We start from the raw sequence: 17773 nt of genomic DNA on the forward strand, positions 1-17773 counted from the left end.
ACGGCCGCCCTAGCCTGCCAGATGGGCTTGCACCTCTTCCAACGACACGAGATCCGCGTACTTCTGCCCCATATCGAACAAGTTACTTTCGTGCGGGGCTTGGGCGCGGTCACCAACACAGTCAACCACGACCATCGGGCGATACCCATAGGCCGATGCGTCGACGGTGCTGGCGCGCACGCAGCCGCTGGTCGCACAACCGCTGATCAAAAGCGTGTCGACGCCTTTGAAAGTCAGCCAGGTGTGCAAATTCGTCCCGAAAAACGCGGAGCCATGACGCTTGGTGGAGACAAACTCGTTTTTTAGCGGGGTCAGTGCAGCCACAATGTCGGCCGCGGGGTCGCCATCGACCAAGTCCTTTAGCCGTGGCACCTTCATTCCGAATGGCCCGATATCGGAACCGTCGTTGGAAGTAGCAAATCGAACATGAGCCACGGGCGTCTGCGTTTGCCGGCAGGTTTGGAGCAAACGCTCTGTATTGGCCATGGCATCACCGATGTTGTAGCCACCAAAGAAATTCTCATCGGCAAACGCGTTTTGAAAATCGATAATCAACAGCGCCGGGCGGTGGCCAAAGCCCATGCGCTGGCCCATCCCTTGTTTTGCGTAGATGTCCACGACGATTCCTTTTCGCGACAGGTTGCACGGTGCTGGTTATCGGTCGCGGGCGTCGGGCAGCTGACCCAGGTAGCCGATCACCTCGTCTTTGCTCATCACATTGGCGCAGCTGCGGTCCATGTCGAACAAGGACACCGCATGCGAAAGCGGCAGACGATCGAACACGGCCTCTCTGGGCACCAGCACCTTGTAGTTCGACTGTGCCGCATCGACGACGGTGGCGCGCACGCAGTTGCTGGTCGATCCGCCGAGGACGATGATGGTGTCTACGCCTAAATCGGTTAAATAAGCCTGCAGCGGGGTGCCGAAGAAAGCGCTCATCTTCTTTTTAGTGAACGCGATGTCGCCGGGCTGCGGTGCGACCTCTGCGACGAATTCTGAACCAAAGGTGCCCTCGACGAAGGCGTATTCGCCCTCACCTTTGCCGACCTTTTGTGCGAAAAGGCCACCGTCGTTACCCGAGGGGTCTAGCGCGAAACGTGTAAAGATGACCGGCGCGCCGGCTCGACGGGCGGCGGCGATGATCTCGCCAGACGCTTTTACGGCGTCCCATCCGATCTGGCCGCAGCTGTAGGGATAGGCCTCGTCGCCGCCCTCCTTGGGGCCCACCATATAGTTCTGGACGTCTATGGCCACGATCGCGGGCCGGGTGCCCGGCTTGATCTGTTGGCCCCATTTGCCGCGCGCCAAGGTAGCGCGATCCTCTTCTGTCAGATAGTCTTCCCAAGCTTTTTTCGTCATGGCATCGCCTGTTTGTCGAGTTCGAAACGGCTAGTCTTAGTGTCCTGATCAATTGCCCAGCAATGTTCTCGGTAGCCAAAGAGCCACGTCGGGATAAATGACCACAATGATCAGAGCCAATACCTGCAGCACCACGAACGGAATGATGCCTTTATAGATTTGCTCCATGCGCACGGAGGGCGGCGCGGCGCCTTTCACGAAGAACAAGGCAAAGCCAAACGGCGGCGTGAGGAAAGAGGTCTGCAGATTGATCGCAATCAGGATGGCGAACCAGTAGATGGCCTCTACCTTGCCTGGCAAATGATCGCCAAAGTCCAGACCAGCGATGATGGGCGCAAAGATCGGCACGACAATCAGGATGATCTCCAGCCAATCGAAAAAGAAGCCCAGCAGGAATACCCCGACCAGCAGCAGCGCCAGCACGCCCCAAGGACCCAGCCCGGCCGAATCCAGCATCTCGTGGATGACGTCGTCGCCTCCCAGCGAGCGGAACACGTAGGAAAAACACGCGGCGGCGATGATGATGAGAAACACCATCCCGATCGTGAGCGCCGAAGTGCGCACCGCGTCACTCATCAGCGGAACACTGAAGCGGCCGGAGAAAATAGTCAGCACAATGGCCCCTGCCGCGCCCACGCCTGCTGCCTCGGTCGGCGTCGCCCAACCCATGAAGATAGAACCAAGTACGAGCCCGATCAGCACCGTCGGCGGCACGAAGGCGCGAAGCACCAGACGTGTCAAGGACTCGCCGTCGGATTGCCATTCATCGTCGGTCAAGGGCGGCGCCAGATGGGGCTTGAGCCAGGCCAGCACGATGATGTAGATCACATAGAACGCCGATAGCATCAGTCCGGGCAGTACCGCACCGAGAAACAGCTTTCCCGTGGAGATCTGCATCATGTCGCCCATGATCACCAGCATGATGCTGGGCGGTATCAGAATACCCAGGGTGCCAGAGGCGCTGACGATACCGGTCGCCAAGCCGGTATCGTATTTTTGCTTGAGCATCGCGGGTAGCGCCAACATGGAAAGCATGACCACGGAGGCGCCGATAATCCCCGTGGTCGCTGCCATGATGGTGCCCATGATGGCCACACCCAGCGCCAGCCCGCCCGGGACACGTCGCAGCAGGATCTGCAGGCACCGCAGCAGGTCGGCGGCGATCTGGCTCTTTTCCAGCAAGATGCCCATGAAGATAAAGAGCGGCGCGCCGATCAACACGATATTGTCCGCTGCTCCACCCCAAATCCGATACATGAAGTTGAAGAACTCGGTGGGCGAGAACATATCCAACGCCCAGCCCAGCATGCCAAACCATATCGTCACGCCGCCCAGCACAAAGCCGACCGGAAATCCGGAAAAGAACAACGCCGCTAGCACGACGAACATTAGGATGGAGATATGCGACATGAGGAAATCCATCACCGAATTTCCTCCACAGCCACGGCAGCGATTTCTTTGCGCGCGAATGCCTCTGGAACGGGGCCTTTACCCGCCAGGAACAACACGCCACGAATCACCGTCGCGATCAACGACAAGAGCGTCAGCAGCATCGCAATAGGAATGATGGATTTTATGATCCAGCGATGATGGATACCCTGCATCGAGGTCGAGCCTTCGTTCTGCGCGTATGACTGCGCGACGAAGTCGATGCCGTATTTCAGCAGGAACAGGGTGAATGGAATCGCCAGCAGGAAGAGCCCGATCAGCTCCAGCTTTGCTCGGCCGCGGTCTCCCATGCGATCCCTGAGAATGTCGATGCGCACATGGATGCCACGCAGATAGGCCATGGGAATGGCCAGGAAGAAGATAACGGTATGCAGATGCCATTCCAGCTCCTGCAAGAACGTGGACTGAAAGACGAAAAACTTTCGGGTAATCACATCGAAGCACACCACGGCGGTCAACGCGAACAACAGCCAACCCGCCGCCATCCCGATGAACGTCACGCAGCGGTCAATCTTCCCAGCAATCGGAGAATCCATGCACCCACCTACTGTAGACAGAACCCTTTGGTGCGGGAGCCGCGCGGCTCCCGCTCGTGTGGCTTACGCCGTTACGGCAGTTTCTGTAACTGCATGAGCTTGTCGTGCTGCTGGCGGAAGTTCTGTTGAGACTCCCAGACCTTCTTGAAGTTGGGATCGGTGGAAGCCAAGCGGTTGGCTTCCTCCACCCATAGATCTTTTAACTGCTTAACCACCTCGGGGTTCCACTGACGGATATCGACGCCCTTGGCGCGCAGGCGTTCGACCGCCTGCATGCTGAGCACTTCGCCTTCGGCGATACTGCGGGCCACTGCATTGCCGCAGGCGACATCGATGGCCTTCTTCTGTTTATCGGTCAGCTTGTTGTAGACCGCTTTGTTAATGATGAGCCATTCGGGACTGACCGGGTTTTGCCATCCGGGGAAATAGTAATATTTCGCGGCTTGATCGAAGCCCATGGATTCGTCCATGCCGGGGTTGGAGAACTCCGCCGCATCTATGACGCCGCGTTCCAGCGCGGGAAACACATCGCCGCCGCCGAGTGCTTGCGTCGATACGCCGATCTTCTCAAGCACATTGGCGCCCAGGCCGCCAATACGCATCTTCAGACCCTTGAAGTCATCGAGGGAATTGACTTCTTTATTGAACCAGCCTCCTGCTTCCGGTGCGAGCAGTCCGCAGAACACGGCCTTCATATTGTGCTTTTCAAGCACTTCGTCCAGCACCTGCTGACCGCCGCCGTAGTAGATCCAGGCAAGGAACTGGGACAACTCGGGTGTGAACGGCGCGGCGTTATAGAGGGCCAGACCCGGCTCTTTGTTGATATAGAGGCCGATACCGACAAAACCGGCATCCACAGAACCCGAAGATACCGCGTCGAAGATACCCATCACCGGCACCAGCGCACCGGGCTCGAAAAAGCGCATCTTCACCGTGTCATCCGTGGCCGCGCGCACGTTTGCGACCATGTCGTTGACATGGGCGCCGATGGGCTTGAAGTTCGATCCGAACATGCCCGCGACCTTGATATTCACAGTCGGGTCTTTTGCCTGCACTGGGGTGGTCGCGAGCAAGGCCAAGGCGGTGCTCACCGCAACGGCGAGCTTGCTGATACCGGGGAAAGCGAATGCCATTCTGTAACTCCTGATGAAAAGCTACAAGCGCCCGCGCACGCGCGACGCGCGGATAGCAAGCGGGTGGATGGGGTTAAGCAGGAAGAGCGGGCTGACGCAGATGCCAGTCGGTTTGGTTTTGATAAGCGACCCCGGCCCTGAATAGCGTCGCCTCGCGCCAAGGCGCGGCTTCGAGCATCAGGCCGATCGGCATACCATCAGAAGAAAAACCACATGGCACCGATAGCCCCGGTAGCTTGCCGAACGCGCCCGCATAGGTGTTCTGCGTCACGGCGCGCGTGGCTTCGAAAAGGCTGCGGCCGTCTTCAATGGGTGGCGCGACCGTGGGCGAGGTGGGACTGAGGATGACGTCGACCGAACTGAAGACATCCTCCAGGGACCGACACCAAGCCTCGCGAGCCCGCAGGGCGCGTGCGTAGTCACGACCGGTGTATTGCAGGCCCATCTGCATGCGCTCCAGCGTGGCGGGTAACCAGCGCTCGTCGGGCTGTGCAAGCCGTTCCTCGTGCACGGCGCAGGCATCGGAGTAGATCATGGTGGTGGCGTAGGCATGCGCGGTCTGCGCGCCGTCTACGGTGATGGGGACCATGAGGGCACCCAACGATTCCAGCACGCGCATGGCTTCTTGGACGGCATACGCGACCTCGCTGTCCACGCCGTCGAAGTAATGATTGCTGGGAATGCCAATCCGCAGGCCCTTGATGCCCGCGTGCATATCGACGAGCAGATTGCCCACTTCTTGGCGTTCGCTGACATGGTCATGCGGATCGAAGCCTGCCATCACGGAGAACAGGCGGGCCAGCTCCGGCACCGTACGCGCCAAAGGACCGATGGTGTCGTGCGTGGCGCTGACAGGCATGCAACCATGATTCGACACTCGCCCCACGGTGGGGCGCAAACCACATACGCCATTCAGCGAAGCGGGCACCCGCACCGATCCGCCGGTATCGGTGCCCAAGGCCAATGGCGCCATGCCAGCGGCGATCGCCGCCCCCGATCCGCCGCTGGAGCCACCCGGTATGCGCGCCGGGTTCCAAGGATTGCGGCATTGACCGATGACTGGGTTGTTCGAGCGTACGCCGAATGCGAATTCATGCAGGGTTACTTTGCCCAGGATGATGGCACCCGCCTCGCGCAAGCGTCGCACAACGGTAGCGTCCTGGTCAGGCACGTGGTCCTTAAAAAAGCCAGACGCATACGTGGTGCGCAGACCTGCAGTGTCAATGTTGTCTTTGACGAGAATCGGTACGCCATGCAGCAGACCGCTCGCTCGACCGGATTGCGTCAGTGCGTCCGCACGGCGTGCTGCCTCCATCGCCGCCTCCGCATCGAGCGTGACAATCGCGTTGATGTAGGGATTCCATCTCTCGATGTTCTCAATACATTGTTTAACCGCTGCTTCCGACGTTGTCGGAATGTTCACCTGAACCATGAAGTTCGCCTCGAGGGAAGTCAAAAGGGAAAAACAGCGCAAGACAGGTTGTACGTACATTCAGCCTATCAGCAAAGATTTTTTGCGGCAACAACATAAGTCGAACATACTCTCCAGACTAGAGAAAACCCCTAAGCCTCGGGCTCCGAAGTCTTGACCCCAATCCGGATTTGCTAGTGGTAAACCCCAGCTTTTATAAGGCTTTGACCCGCATGCGGTGATAGGCGACGAAAACGGGACAACGCGTAACCTTGACTGCGTTTGCGGTACGTGGAACTGAAATACCTTGTCCGTTCATTTATCCCGTTGTACCGTTACTCTCAGCACCATAGAGACGGATTACCTATAAAAACGCGGTAGCCGGCGCGGCCACCCACGCGCCACTCTGGAGACAACATCATGCAAGACTCAGCCCCTCATGCGTCGCTCGGTACCTTGGGCCTAATGACCGGAGATCAATATCGCGAATCCCTCCGTCGCTATAAGCCAGTCGTCTACGTGGACGGGCGTCGTGTGGAATCGGTGGCCGACGAGCCCTCGCTGGCACCGGGGGTCAATGCACTGGCCGTAACCTACGATATGGCCCACGATCCGGCGGTGGCGCCGCTCATGCTGGCCCGCCAGGGTCAGCGCACGGTGCCACGCATGCTGCATATCAACGAGTCCGCCGGCGATCTGCTGAATAAGCTTGAAGCCGTTCGATTGCTATGTCAGGAAACCGGTTGTGCGCAACGCTATCTGACACACGATGCGCTCAACGCGATCGCGCAGGTATCGGCTCGTATCGACGACGCACGAGGGACCACCGAACATCGTGCCCGGTTCCAGAGTTATCTGGATCACGTGCACGATAACGACCTAGCCATTGGTGTCGCGATGACGGACGCGAAAGGCGATCGTTCGCGCCGGCCCCATCAGCAGAGCAATCCAGACACTTACGTTCATATTGTCGAACGCAATGCCAAAGGCATCGTGATTTCTGGAACGAAAGCCATCGTCACGGGCGCGGCGTATATGCACGAATTACTCGTCATGCCGTGCCGCAACATGACGCAGGCGGATACCGATTTTGCGGTGTGCTGTGCGGTGCCTATCGACGCCCCAGGTATCACCATCGTGGCGCGCCCTGCCGGCCGGCCAGGCGAGAAGAACGAACACGGTGACGCGCTATTTTCCCGAAAGTACGGACAATCCACCGGAGTGGTGATTTTCGATCGCGTCACCGTGCCCTGGGAGCGCGTGTTCTACGCCAACGAGTGGGAACATTCGGGCGCCATGACCTATGCGTATGCGAATCACCATCGCCACAGCTGTATCGCCGCGCGAGCCGGGTTCGGCGACTTGCTGATTGGCGCGGGCGCGCTGATGTGCGAGGCCAACGGACTAGACCCTGAGAAAAAAGCCAGCCTGCAAGAACCCATGGTGGAGCTGATCAAGATTGTTGAGGGGTTCTATGCGTGCGGCGTAGCCGCCAGCGTCTACGGGACCCAGGATCCCTACAGTCAGTCGTTCATGCCGGAGACGGTCTTTGCCAACGTGGGCAAGCTGATGCTGGCTACTCAGATCTACGACATGCATCGCCTTGCCCACGAGGTGTCCGGTGGCTTGATCGTGGCCCTGCCAGGACCCGACGAAGATCATAATCCCGAGACTGCCGGGCGCCTAAGCGATATGTTGCAGGCCAATCCCGCCGTACCCTATGACAAACGAATTCAGGTCGCCCGATTCATGGAAGACCTGACCGCTTCTTATCAGGCGGGCTGGTATTCGATCATTAGCCTGCACGGAGGCGGATCGCCCGCGGCCATGAAGCAGGAGATCTATCGCAATTACCCGATAGGCAGCAAAGTCGAACTGGTCGAACGCCTGCTCGATCGCGGCGTATTGAATCAGGATGATCGTCAGCGCGCGATCACCCGCAACAAACAGCCGGGGCGCTGCTGTGACCAGGGTTGCTCGGCGCCCGGCCAGGCGATCATGCGTCCATTGCCGCGACGTTGAACGCGGGCGCAGCGGGCCCGCCGCGTACAATTCCTTATCAGGGTCTAAGACTCATGCATTTCCGGGATTCGTTACACCATGAAGGGCTCGCGCCATTCTCTAGTCACGCTGCGCATTTTTCTCGCGGCGGCGCGCACCTTGAATTTCAGCCGCTGCGCGGACAAGCTCAACATTACACAAAGCGCGGTTAGCAAGCATATCGGCGCGTTGGAATCGCGGCTAGGCGTCGCGCTGTTTAAACGCCTGCCCAATGGCCTGCGCCTGACGCATGCGGGCGCGATTTATCACGAACGCGTCAGCGCCGCGTTGAGGCTGCTCGATGAAGCGGACGCCTTGGTTGCGCATCCAATGTCACGCGTCGCGCTCAATATCGCCGTGTCTCCGTCGTTCGCGCATTCGTGCCTGATTCCTACGCTGTCCGAGTTTTTCGCGCTGCATCCAGGTGTGCGCGTCAATATCCGTCCGCGCTTGCTTTACGGCCGCGACCAAGTCGAACGCTTCGATGCCGAGATCCAGTTGCACACCGGTCATGTGGCGGGGATGTCGGCGGAGTATCTGTGCGGACGCGAAATGACGCTCGTTGCCGCCCCACAGTTGCTGGCGCGTTGCCCGATACGCGCTATCGAAGATCTAAATCAGGTGCCACTCTTGCGGCGAGCACAACGCGGTTATAGCTGGGACGAATGGCGTGCCGAAATCGCGCCACTTTGGCCAGGCCCGAGCGCGGGCGAGGCGCCCGAATACGAAGGGTTTTCTGTCCTGCTGCCTGCCGTGATGCACGGACTGGGCGCGGCGATTGTGCCAATGGTGCTGGTGCGCGAGCAATTACGGGCTGGCACGCTGGTGCGGCCGTTAGGGGAAGTGGTGGAAAGTCGCTATGGCTATTACCTGATGAGACCGCGGCCGAACGTGGGTGGGGCGTATGTGGATGCCTTTTGTGAATGGCTGACGCAACGTGCGGGGCAGATGAATCGGGAAATTCGCGAGTTGGTCTCCTGATTTATCTCTGTCTGCTCTGCAGAGGTGGGGTTCTTTAGCCGTCCGGGGGCGGTGTGCGTGGGCGGTGCCGGCCCTGTCGCAACGGCTCGGCCCACGAGCAGGGGCCTCGGTCCCCTTCGGGGACTTCCCGTCGCTCTACGGGCCGGCACCGCCCACGCACACCGCCCCCGGACTCACACTGAGGTATGACCCCGCGCTTCAAGCATGCCGTTACGCATACGCACTGAAGCACATGCCTCACTTCCATCCACGGCAACATGAATTTGGATTTGAATTCGTCCTCTTAACGCTAACGCAAGCGGGAGCCGGGCAGAAAAGGGGCACCGGCCCGTTGAGCGGCGGGAAGTCCCCGAAGGGGACCGAGGCCCCTGCTCGTGGGCCGAGCCGCTGCGACAGGGCCGGTGCCCCTTTTCTGCCCGGCTCCCGCGCCTAAAGAACCCAACCGAAGCCGCCCCCAAGGTATTCCATACTGGAATAGCGCTTGCCCATATATCCTTTGCCCAGATCAGAGCGCCTCGCCAGAATACCTACACCTAGTCACGCATTACGAGTCATTCAGATGAATAAGCTCAAATCCCTGCTCTGCTCCCTCATGCTCGCCGCCGCGACGCCGGCGCAAGCCGCCTATCCGGAAAAGCCCGTGCGCATCATCGTGCCGTACGCGGCCGGCGGCAGCTCGGATGTGCTCGCGCGCGGCATTGGCGATCAGCTTGCCAAAGAACTAGGTCAGCCCGTGGTGGTCGAAAACCGCGCGGGTGCGGGGTCGATGATTGGCACCTCCTACGTCGCCAACGAAGCCCCTGATGGCTACACCCTGCTGCTGGCCGACGTCCCGTTCACCATCGTCCCGGCGCTCTACGCGGATCGCGTTAAATACGACGCACGCAAGGACTTTACGCCGGTGGCACTGCTGGGCGTATCGCCGCTGTATTTATTCGTGAATCCGGGCTTCGAGGCGCAGACCGTGCCCGCCCTGGTTTCGACCACCAAGGATTCCTCGCACAAGATCTCGATTGGCTCTGGCGGCAACGGCTCGTTGACGCACTTGATGGCCGAACTCTTCATGCAGAACACCGGCGCCGAACTGGTCCACATCCCATACAAGGGAGCCTCAGCATCGGCGAACGATTTGGCCGGCGGCCAGATTCAGGCCAGCTTTACCACCATGCCGACGGCCGCTGCCTTGTATCAGGCTGGCAAGATCAAGCCGATTGCCGTTTCCTCGCCTGAACGCATGAAGGACACACCGGATGTGCCGACGTTCGCGGAGCTCAACGTGCCCAATATGACGGTGCAAAGCTGGTGGGGCCTGATGGCACCTGCGGGCACGCCCGCCGACGCGCTGGCTCGTCTGGAAGCCGCGATGAAAACGGTCATGCAGTCGGAAGCGGTGCAGCAACGGCTGGTCAGTCTGGGCGTGAGCGCACCCGCGGACTCGAGCGCCAAAGCCCTCTCTGGCATGGTGACTGAAGACTTCGCCCGCTGGGACGATGTGATCAAACGCGCCAATATCAAGTTCGAATAATCCAACACGCGTTCACATCCAGAAGAGATCACGACATGACACCTTGGCAGCAAGCCGCCGCCGCTGATGCGGCTCTGATGAATGACTTTGAATCGATCTGCGCTTTTGGAGGACGCATGTCCGGCAGCGGGCAAGACGATGCCGCGATGGCGTGGGCGCTGGAGCAGTTGCGTCCCTACGCGCCGGTCGTACAACATCTCCAGGTGCCATACGACGGCTGGCGCTGCCTTCAGGCCAGTCTGACGCTCCAAGGAGAATCCCTCCCCGTGCGTGCGTTACTGCGGTCGCAGAATACGCCCGAGGCGGGCTTGGAGGCCGAGGTCATCGATCTTGGCCGTGGTCGCCCAGACGATTTCGAACGCGTGGGCGATGCAGTTCGCGGCAAGATCGTGCTCGTCAGCCATGAGTTTCCGTTCACCGGCGACCATGTGCATCGGCGCCGCAAGTACGACATGGCGCTGCAAGCGGGCGCGGTCGGCTTTCTGATTGCCAACAACGTGCCGGGCCAGGGCTTGCTATCCGGTTCGTCCGGGCGGCCTCGTGATGGCGTGGGTATTCCGGCGGCATATACCGATTATGAAAGCGCCCAGCGTCTGATCGCGGCTGCCGCCCAGGGCGCCGCGCGGGTGAACCTGGTCATCCAGGGCGAAGAGCTGTTGGATTCGCAAGCCAGCGTCGGTATTGCCGAAATTCCGGGTGGCCGTGACAGCGTCATCGTGATCAGCGCCCATATGGACGGACACGATCTGGGTGTCAGCGCGTTGGACAATGCCACCGGCGTGGCCACGGCGTTGGCAGCCGCTCGGGCGTTGGCGGCCAAGGTCGGTCCGGATACGCCTAGTCTGCGTATCTGTTTCTTCTGTGCCGAAGAATGGGCGCTAGCGGGATCCGCCCGCTATCTGGCCGACATGGACCCGGCCGAGCGCGCTCGCATCAAGTTTGATATCAACCTGGACACGGTGGCCGGCGATCTGTCGCTCACGGCGATGATCAGCGATTTCCCGGCTCTGGAGCCGGTCGTGAATCAGGCGGCAGCGCTGGCGGGCATCCCGGTCAGTACATGGCTGCCGCTGATGCCGAACTCGGACCATGCCAATTTCGCGCGCAACGGGATTCCCGCCTTGCGACTGACCGCGGGCTTTGGCAAGCCGGATTCCCGGGTGAACAACATTCTGTCGGCAGGCGACTTGCCGGCCATCATTGCCGAAGGCGAACTGCGGCAGGCGCTGGCGGTCACCTGCGCGCTGGCGGATGTGGCGTTGGGGATGAGCGATGCGCAGCTGGATGCCCTGGCTGCGCGCGATTGACCCCTCCCGCTCGACACTAAGCCATCAGGCCGCGAGTGTATCCAGCGCGGCGGACAACATATCCGCCCGCGCCGCGATCCGCTCATGAATGACAGCGATCTCGGCCGGTTTCCTCAAGGCTTTGAATCCAGGGCGATGCGCGGTGCGCCGCATTTTGTCCTCGGGGCGCAGCGCGGTCACATCCACGTTCTGGAAGAAGTCGCGATTGCCGCCGTCCGCCCACGATTCCGAGTACACGCCATGCGCTTGGACGACGTCGAACTGATCCAGCTCAATGTGGTAGTAGGTGAACTCTTGTGCCTGGGTTTCCTGCACCACCGTTTTGCCATTGATCAGGTCCTTTGCACGGACCAGCACACCATCGATATAGATGTGATGCCACGGCGAGACGCGCAGATCTTGACTGGGTTGGTTATCGGCCAACGCTCCTGCGTGAATTCGCACGGGCGTACAGCTGGTGCGTTGCTCGGGGGTGCGTAACGCCACTGCGTGATAGTTCCGCCAGCCGATCCATTTCACCGTGCGCATACCGGTGCTGCCAACGACCTTGTCGCCGATTGCTAGTGACTCAATAGCGACGGGGCCTTGAGCGGTTGCGATCAGTGTGCCTTTAACGAAGCAGACCGGGGTGAATGGCGCGGTGTTAGTATCGAAAGGGAGATTCTCGGGATACGACACGTTAGACGTTACGAGGGTGTAGTCACCCTCAATGTTGCGGGTAACAATGCCGTCGCTGGTAAACGCGACGATCGTTTCATTTTGCTGATAACCCCCAGACACGACGTTGACAAACTGATTTACGTCGAAAACGTTGTCCACGGACTGATTCGTGACAGAGGTGGAATCCACTTGGAAGTCACTACGGATATAGTACCGTTGGGTGGAGTAGTCGTAGTCTACGACATACCACCCAGTTGTTTCGAAAACTGCCACAGATATCCTTCTATATGTCGTGCACGACAATACTCGCGCGAAGGCAAGAACCGACCTGCATAGGTGCGCGTGGACTGACTTCTTATCAGTCACCCGCACCCCCTGAGCACCGCGTACGTATTAAGGGTGGTGAAATGTCCTTTTCCGGCCTCGCCAGGCAATGATGCTTAACGCCAGTTGCTTTCTGCCGATATAGAAGGAGAAGCCGTAAATGTGGCGGGATTCTAGCAAGTAACATCCAACAACAAACGCCTTGCAGCGTGAAAACAACAAGGCTGACAATGGCCCCGAGTTCAGGGCTTTGAAGACATGGATTCGTTTATCTGGCGCCCCATGGAGCGCAACAATCTGGACGCAGTGATGGCGCTCTCCGAAGTGGTGCACCCCACTTTGCCTGAAAGCCGCGAGACGCAGGAAAAGCGTTTGCGGCTTTATCCCGAAGGGTGCCTAGTGCTGACCAACGATACCGACATTCAGGGCTATGCATTCGCGCACCCGATCCGGCACGCCGCGCCGCCGGCGCTAAATACTGCGCCGGAGCAGGTGCCGGCCGACGCCGACGAGTTATACCTGCATGATTTTGTCGTTTCATCCTCTCTGCGTGGCCGTGGCTATGCGGTAGAAGGCATTGAGACACTGCTGCGGCTGGCCGACCGATTCGCGACCATGGGCTTGATTTCCGTCTACGGCACGGCGCCTTTCTGGAGCAAATTCGGCTTTGAACCGTGTTCGGATGTGGCCGCAGCAAAGTTGGCGAGCTATGGTGCCGATGCTGTCTACATGATGCGGAGGGCCAACCCCTAGGTATCGGAGTCATGAACTCATAGAATTTCTATCGTGTCATTGGTTCCCGCCTATTGTCCGCGCCACGCCGCGGACGTGGCGCGGTGACGAGATTACGCGTTGGCGGTTTCCTCGGCGCGATGGGCCATGACCGCCGCTTTCAGAAACGCCTCGATCAACTGCAACCTCGGCGAAGACCGCAGCCATATCAGGCCAAAACAACGAGGCTTGCAAGGGGTCTTCAGCGGCATGCTGATAATCGAGCCGCTTTGCCATTGATTCCAGGCGGTCGGAACGATCGCCACGCCAAGATTTTTATGCACCAGCCGCGTAATCGTTTCGGTCGAAGCGAGCTCGAACCTTTCGCGCGGCCTTAGATTGTTCTGCCTCAGGTAGGCGTCGATCTGCTGACCGGCCCAACTATCGCGGTGATATCGAATAAAGGGCACACGCTCCAGCAGCAAATGCGGGTCCACTCCCTCGTGCTGACGCGAGGCGATAAGCACAAAGGGCTCTTCCCATAGCAAATGCCAGCCCAGGCCCTTGGAGGGCGTGAACATGGGCTGCATGGCAATCGCGGCATCCAGAGCCCCGCGCTCGACCTGGGTATGAAAGTCCGAGGACTGGCCAGAGACCACGCTGACGTGAATCTCGGGGTATTGCGCCGCAAGGACTTCCAGGATGTTCGGGATCTTGCCAACCAACGCGGTATTGCCTGAGCCCAACCGCAATTCTCCGCGCAGTTCATTGGTGTTGGCCAACGCCGCCAACGCGTCGATGTCGTCCAGAATGCGCTGCGACGTGTCGAGGATGCGATGCGCCGCCTGCGTCAGGTGCACGACCTTGCCCGCACGGCGCACGAGGCTCACGCCCAGCTCGTTTTCCAACGCACGGATCTGCTGTGCGACCGCGCCATGCGTCAGATTCAGCCGTCGCGCGGCACCAGCCATGGAGCCATGCTGGTGCACCGCCAATAACGTATGGAGTAAACGCGTGTTCATACGATAGGATAACTATCGTCTGATCATATACGCAAGCAGATCATGCCATGCCGCAGGTCGGTACTATGAGTCCAACTTTCAGAGTCGAGATCCCCATGCGTAGCAAACTATTCGTACCGACCTCCCGTCCCGAGTTATTTGTCAAAGCCTTGCGTAGCCAGGCCGACGCGATTTGCTTCGATCTGGAAGACGCCGTGCTGGAGTCGCGCAAACAATACGCGCGCGATGAGCTGGCGAAATTTTTTGCATCCGATGAATTCCGCAATCTGCGCGGGGAAGGCCGCAAGAGCATTCTGGTTCGCGTCAACGCGCTGGACACCGGCCATACCGAAAATGATCTCGTCGCTGCTTGCGCCCCAGGCGTAGACATCGTCAACATCCCGAAAACCGAGACCGTCGACGATCTGCTGCAATTCATCGGCCTGCTGCAGTCGCGGGAAGCGCAGGCGAGTACGCCTCAAGCCCAGGTTGAGCTGCGCGTATTGGCCAATATCGAGACCGCTCGCGCGATGCTGAACGCGGCCGCGATCGCGCAAGCTCATGAGAAGGTTTGGGGCTTGCAACTGGGGCTGGGCGATCTCTTTGAGCCGTTGGGCATTGCGCGCCACGATGCGCAGAACGTGCATGCCGTCATGATGGCAATGCGCCTCGCGGCGGGCGCGGCAGGCAAGATTGCCTACGACACGGCTTATACCGACGTCGCCAATGCGGAAGGCTATCGTCAAGAAGCCTGGCGCGCCCGGCAGCTCGGATTCCTGGGCAAGACTTGCATCCATCCCAGCCAAGTGGCGCTGGCCAACGAGGTATTCAGCCCGACGGAGGATGAAGTCAATTGGGCGCGCAAGGTCGTGGAATCGGCAGAGCAAAACGACGTGAATGGCGCTTATATGCTGGATGGGAAGATGATCGATGAACCCTTCATCGCCCGCGCGCGCGCCATTTTGGCGCAGACGTCGTCCTGAGCAAACCCCACTATCAGACACGCCGGTGTCCAAAACCCTTCGATTCTTCTTGCGAGTTAAGCGAACATCATGAGCGGCGACTTCCCTTTATCCGGCATCAAGGTTCTGGACCTGAGCGCCTATATCGCTGGTCCTTACGGCTGCAACCTGCTGGCCGATATGGGCGCGGAGGTCATCAAGGTCGAGCCACCGGAAGGCGATAACTTGCGCAAGTACCCGTCCACCCTGCCCGACGAAAGCCGGGCGTTTCTGGGCGTGAACCGGGGCAAGCAAGGCATCTGCCTGGATCTGAAAAGCGAGCAGGGCTATGAGGTATTCATCCGCCTGGCGCGCGAGGCCGATGTCATCGTGCACAATTTCCGTCCCTCGGTGCCGCCGCGTTTACGCATTGACTATGACACGCTGCGCGAACTGAATCCCCGGCTGGTCTATTGCTCGCTCACTGGCTATGGTCAAAGCGGACCGTTGGCCAGCCGTGCGGGTTATGACCAGGTGCTGCAGGCTCGCACGGGGATCTGCGCATCGCAAGGCACACCTGAGCAGCCACAGATTGTTTATGGCTCGGTGGTGGACTACTACGGCGCGGCCATGTTGGCTAATGGCGTCACCGCCGCGCTGTTTCAAAGGGAACGAACCGGCGCGGGCCAACACGTCTGCGTATCCTTGCTAAGCAGTGCGCTCGCGATGCAGGCGGCGCGCCTGGTCGTGGCAGAGAACGAACCACGCGATATCAACCGCGATATGCGCTCGGGCGGCATTACGGGCATCCACCCGACACGCGAAGGCCATCTATATATCTCCGCCAATACGCCGCACTTCTGGCGCGCGCTCTGTCAACTGATCGGGCTATCGGAGCTCGCCGAGAACGAGCGCTATGACACAGTGAAAAAGCGTGCCGCGCATGTCGATGAGCTGGTGCCCATGCTGCGCGAGGCCCTGCAAGCGAAGAGCGCCGCGGAATGGGAAGCCTTGTTCGGCGATCAGGTCCCCTGCTCGGTCGTGCGTAAGGTCGAGGATGTTTTCGAGGACGCGCAGGTCCAGGAACAGGGGCTAGTCGGCGAGCACGAGCATCCGGCGTTTGGTCGATACAAGACCATCGCGAACCCAATTTCGTTTGGTCAGGCCGGCGCGCGACGCCAGCTGCGCAGCGCGCCGGGCTTGGGTCAACACAGTCGCGAGTTGATGCGCGAGCTGGGCTACACCGAGGCCGAAATAGAGAAAGCCATCGCCGACAAAGGGGTGCTGGCTTAGCGGACATGTGTCCTGCTCCGGGGACAGGACACTTATTCACCTCGTTCAGAGGTACATACTAAAAAGGTGCATGACCATGTATAGACGCGCAGCACTCAAAGTCCTCTCCTGCCTGACGCTGTTGGGTTCGATGGGCACCGCACTTAACCTCGCCACCATCAGTCCAGCAGCCGCGGCTCAATGGCCGGAGCGCCCTGTGCGACTGGTCGTTCCTTTCGCGCCCGGCGGCAGTAATGATGTGATCGCCCGCAAGCTGGCCGACAGCATCAGCAAGAGCACAGGGCAGACGTTCATTATCGAGAATCGCGCGGGGGCAGGCGGCGTCGTGGGCGCGGGTTATGTCGCCTCGGCAGCACCAGATGGCTACACATTCTTGTTTATCTCCGGCTCGCTGGCCACCTCGGCCGCTGTGCAGAAAACGCCGTATGACGCCAAGACCGCTTTCGATGCGGTGTCTCTGGTGGCCAGCGCGCCGTTTGTGGTGCTGACCCGCAAGGACTTTCCCGCCAAGAATATGCAGGAGTTGCTGCAGTACGCGAAGGACAATCCCGGCGCCATCAATTTCGGCAGCGCAGGGCTGGGCGATAGCTCGCAAATGGCCACTGAACTGCTCGCCAACAAGGCCGGCGTGAAAATGCAGACCGTGGGCTACAAAGGCATTTCGCCCGCGCAAATGGATCTGGTGGCGGGACGCCTGGACATGATCATCACCACTATGGCGTCCATCGCCGGCACGCCGACCGATCAGCTCCCCAAACTGGCTTTCACCAGCGCGCAGCGCAATCCGGATTTCCCCAACGTACCCACCGTCAAAGAAGCCACGGGGCTGGACTATGACGTAAACGTCTGGTGGGGTGTATTCGGGCCCAAGGGCGTAGACCAGACCGCGCGTAACCGGCTCAATGAAGAGATCAAGAAAGCGGTATCAACGCCGGAGTTCGCACAGTTTCTGAAGTCCATGGGCGCGAATCCGACTACCTCGACACCTGAGGAGCTGCAAAAGCTGTTGGTCTCGGATGTAGATCAATGGACGGAAACCGCCAAGGCAGCGGGCATCCGCGTCGAATAAGAATAACGATAAGGGCCGGCGAGGTTCGGCCTT

The 17773-nt window shown here is 59.7% G+C and carries 16 protein-coding genes; 8 read left to right on the forward strand and 8 right to left on the reverse strand.

Annotated features, from left to right (window positions below; genetic code table 11):
• Positions 1 to 9 precede the first annotated feature (9 nt).
• The 6 genes from GOQ25_RS02245 to GOQ25_RS02270 all read right to left on the reverse strand — a co-directional run bounded on the left by GOQ25_RS02245 (position 10) and on the right by GOQ25_RS02270 (position 5909).
• Complete coding sequence (locus GOQ25_RS02245) at positions 10 to 594, reverse strand: isochorismatase family protein (protein ID WP_160349003.1); 585 nt, start codon at positions 592 to 594, stop codon at positions 10 to 12.
• A gap of 60 nt (positions 595 to 654) precedes the next feature.
• The gene (locus GOQ25_RS02250; protein WP_160348820.1) at positions 655 to 1359 is read right to left on the reverse strand and encodes an isochorismatase family protein; all 705 of its coding nucleotides are present in this window, start codon (positions 1357 to 1359) and stop codon (positions 655 to 657) included.
• A gap of 48 nt (positions 1360 to 1407) precedes the next feature.
• On the reverse strand, positions 1408 to 2769 hold the full coding sequence (locus GOQ25_RS02255; protein ID WP_236844456.1) for a TRAP transporter large permease subunit: 1362 nt from the start codon (positions 2767 to 2769) through the stop codon (positions 1408 to 1410).
• Between the two features lie 11 nt (positions 2770 to 2780).
• On the reverse strand, positions 2781 to 3344 hold the full coding sequence (locus GOQ25_RS02260; RefSeq protein WP_160348822.1) for a TRAP transporter small permease subunit: 564 nt from the start codon (positions 3342 to 3344) through the stop codon (positions 2781 to 2783).
• Positions 3345 to 3415: 71 nt separating this feature from the next.
• The gene (locus GOQ25_RS02265) at positions 3416 to 4477 is read right to left on the reverse strand and encodes a TRAP transporter substrate-binding protein (RefSeq protein ID WP_160348823.1); all 1062 of its coding nucleotides are present in this window, start codon (positions 4475 to 4477) and stop codon (positions 3416 to 3418) included.
• Between the two features lie 73 nt (positions 4478 to 4550).
• Positions 4551 to 5909, reverse strand: coding sequence for an amidase (locus tag GOQ25_RS02270; protein WP_160348824.1), 1359 nt, complete (start codon positions 5907 to 5909; stop codon positions 4551 to 4553).
• Positions 5910 to 6308: 399 nt separating this feature from the next.
• Here GOQ25_RS02270 and GOQ25_RS02275 point away from each other — a divergent pair, with 399 nt between their 5' ends.
• The 4 genes from GOQ25_RS02275 (at position 6309) to GOQ25_RS02290 (ending at position 11741) form a co-directional block, all read left to right on the forward strand.
• A complete protein-coding gene (locus GOQ25_RS02275) occupies positions 6309 to 7910 on the forward strand; it encodes a 4-hydroxyphenylacetate 3-hydroxylase family protein (RefSeq protein ID WP_160348825.1) in 1602 nt (533 codons plus the stop codon).
• A gap of 78 nt (positions 7911 to 7988) precedes the next feature.
• Positions 7989 to 8909 (forward strand): LysR substrate-binding domain-containing protein, encoded by a 921-nt coding sequence (locus GOQ25_RS02280; RefSeq protein WP_160348826.1) that lies wholly within the window; start codon positions 7989 to 7991, stop codon positions 8907 to 8909.
• Positions 8910 to 9468: 559 nt separating this feature from the next.
• Positions 9469 to 10434, forward strand: a complete 966-nt coding sequence (locus tag GOQ25_RS02285) for a tripartite tricarboxylate transporter substrate binding protein (RefSeq protein WP_160348827.1) — start codon at positions 9469 to 9471, stop codon at positions 10432 to 10434.
• A gap of 35 nt (positions 10435 to 10469) precedes the next feature.
• Positions 10470 to 11741 carry a M28 family peptidase gene (locus GOQ25_RS02290; RefSeq protein WP_160348828.1) on the forward strand — a complete coding sequence of 424 codons (1272 nt, stop codon included), beginning with the start codon at positions 10470 to 10472 and terminating at the stop codon, positions 11739 to 11741.
• A 24-nt stretch (positions 11742 to 11765) separates the two neighbouring features.
• Here the strand turns inward: GOQ25_RS02290 and GOQ25_RS02295 are convergent, their stop codons facing one another.
• A complete protein-coding gene (locus GOQ25_RS02295) occupies positions 11766 to 12674 on the reverse strand; it encodes a Hint domain-containing protein (protein ID WP_160348829.1) in 909 nt (302 codons plus the stop codon).
• A gap of 309 nt (positions 12675 to 12983) precedes the next feature.
• Between GOQ25_RS02295 and GOQ25_RS02300 the strand changes: the two genes are divergently transcribed.
• Positions 12984 to 13478 carry a GNAT family N-acetyltransferase gene (locus GOQ25_RS02300; protein WP_160348830.1) on the forward strand — a complete coding sequence of 165 codons (495 nt, stop codon included), beginning with the start codon at positions 12984 to 12986 and terminating at the stop codon, positions 13476 to 13478.
• A gap of 92 nt (positions 13479 to 13570) precedes the next feature.
• Here GOQ25_RS02300 and GOQ25_RS02305 read toward each other — a convergent pair whose 3' ends face one another.
• On the reverse strand, positions 13571 to 14458 hold the full coding sequence (locus GOQ25_RS02305; protein WP_160348831.1) for a LysR family transcriptional regulator: 888 nt from the start codon (positions 14456 to 14458) through the stop codon (positions 13571 to 13573).
• Between the two features lie 95 nt (positions 14459 to 14553).
• Between GOQ25_RS02305 and GOQ25_RS02310 the strand changes: the two genes are divergently transcribed.
• The 3 genes from GOQ25_RS02310 (at position 14554) to GOQ25_RS02320 (ending at position 17740) form a co-directional block, all read left to right on the forward strand.
• Positions 14554 to 15420: a CoA ester lyase gene (locus GOQ25_RS02310; RefSeq protein WP_160348832.1), complete on the forward strand. Its 867-nt coding sequence runs from the start codon at positions 14554 to 14556 to the stop codon at positions 15418 to 15420.
• A 69-nt stretch (positions 15421 to 15489) separates the two neighbouring features.
• Positions 15490 to 16671, forward strand: a complete 1182-nt coding sequence (locus GOQ25_RS02315; RefSeq protein ID WP_160348833.1) for a CaiB/BaiF CoA-transferase family protein — start codon at positions 15490 to 15492, stop codon at positions 16669 to 16671.
• A gap of 76 nt (positions 16672 to 16747) precedes the next feature.
• The gene (locus tag GOQ25_RS02320) at positions 16748 to 17740 is read left to right on the forward strand and encodes a tripartite tricarboxylate transporter substrate binding protein (protein WP_160348834.1); all 993 of its coding nucleotides are present in this window, start codon (positions 16748 to 16750) and stop codon (positions 17738 to 17740) included.
• Positions 17741 to 17773: the final 33 nt, after the last annotated feature.

Source organism: Bordetella sp. 15P40C-2, from assembly GCF_009763235.1.
Classification (GTDB): Bacteria; Pseudomonadota; Gammaproteobacteria; order Burkholderiales; family Burkholderiaceae_B; genus Bordetella_A.

Bases quoted from the DNA above. Each gene is read 5' to 3' on its own strand.
- GOQ25_RS02245 (WP_160349003.1), bottom strand. From the start codon at position 594: ATGGGCCAGCGCATGGGCTTTGGCCACCGCCCGGCGCTGTTGATTATC.
- GOQ25_RS02250 (WP_160348820.1), bottom strand. From the start codon at position 1,359: ATGACGAAAAAAGCTTGGGAAGACTATCTGACAGAAGAGGATCGCGCT.
- GOQ25_RS02255 (WP_236844456.1), bottom strand. From the start codon at position 2,769: ATGTCGCATATCTCCATCCTAATGTTCGTCGTGCTAGCGGCGTTGTTC.
- GOQ25_RS02260 (WP_160348822.1), bottom strand. From the start codon at position 3,344: ATGGATTCTCCGATTGCTGGGAAGATTGACCGCTGCGTGACGTTCATC.
- GOQ25_RS02265 (WP_160348823.1), bottom strand. From the start codon at position 4,477: ATGGCATTCGCTTTCCCCGGTATCAGCAAGCTCGCCGTTGCGGTGAGC.
- GOQ25_RS02270 (WP_160348824.1), bottom strand. From the start codon at position 5,909: ATGGTTCAGGTGAACATTCCGACAACGTCGGAAGCAGCGGTTAAACAA.
- GOQ25_RS02275 (WP_160348825.1), top strand. From the start codon at position 6,309: ATGCAAGACTCAGCCCCTCATGCGTCGCTCGGTACCTTGGGCCTAATG.
- GOQ25_RS02280 (WP_160348826.1), top strand. From the start codon at position 7,989: ATGAAGGGCTCGCGCCATTCTCTAGTCACGCTGCGCATTTTTCTCGCG.
- GOQ25_RS02285 (WP_160348827.1), top strand. From the start codon at position 9,469: ATGAATAAGCTCAAATCCCTGCTCTGCTCCCTCATGCTCGCCGCCGCG.
- GOQ25_RS02290 (WP_160348828.1), top strand. From the start codon at position 10,470: ATGACACCTTGGCAGCAAGCCGCCGCCGCTGATGCGGCTCTGATGAAT.
- GOQ25_RS02300 (WP_160348830.1), top strand. From the start codon at position 12,984: ATGGATTCGTTTATCTGGCGCCCCATGGAGCGCAACAATCTGGACGCA.
- GOQ25_RS02305 (WP_160348831.1), bottom strand. From the start codon at position 14,458: ATGAACACGCGTTTACTCCATACGTTATTGGCGGTGCACCAGCATGGC.
- GOQ25_RS02310 (WP_160348832.1), top strand. From the start codon at position 14,554: ATGCGTAGCAAACTATTCGTACCGACCTCCCGTCCCGAGTTATTTGTC.
- GOQ25_RS02315 (WP_160348833.1), top strand. From the start codon at position 15,490: ATGAGCGGCGACTTCCCTTTATCCGGCATCAAGGTTCTGGACCTGAGC.
- GOQ25_RS02320 (WP_160348834.1), top strand. From the start codon at position 16,748: ATGTATAGACGCGCAGCACTCAAAGTCCTCTCCTGCCTGACGCTGTTG.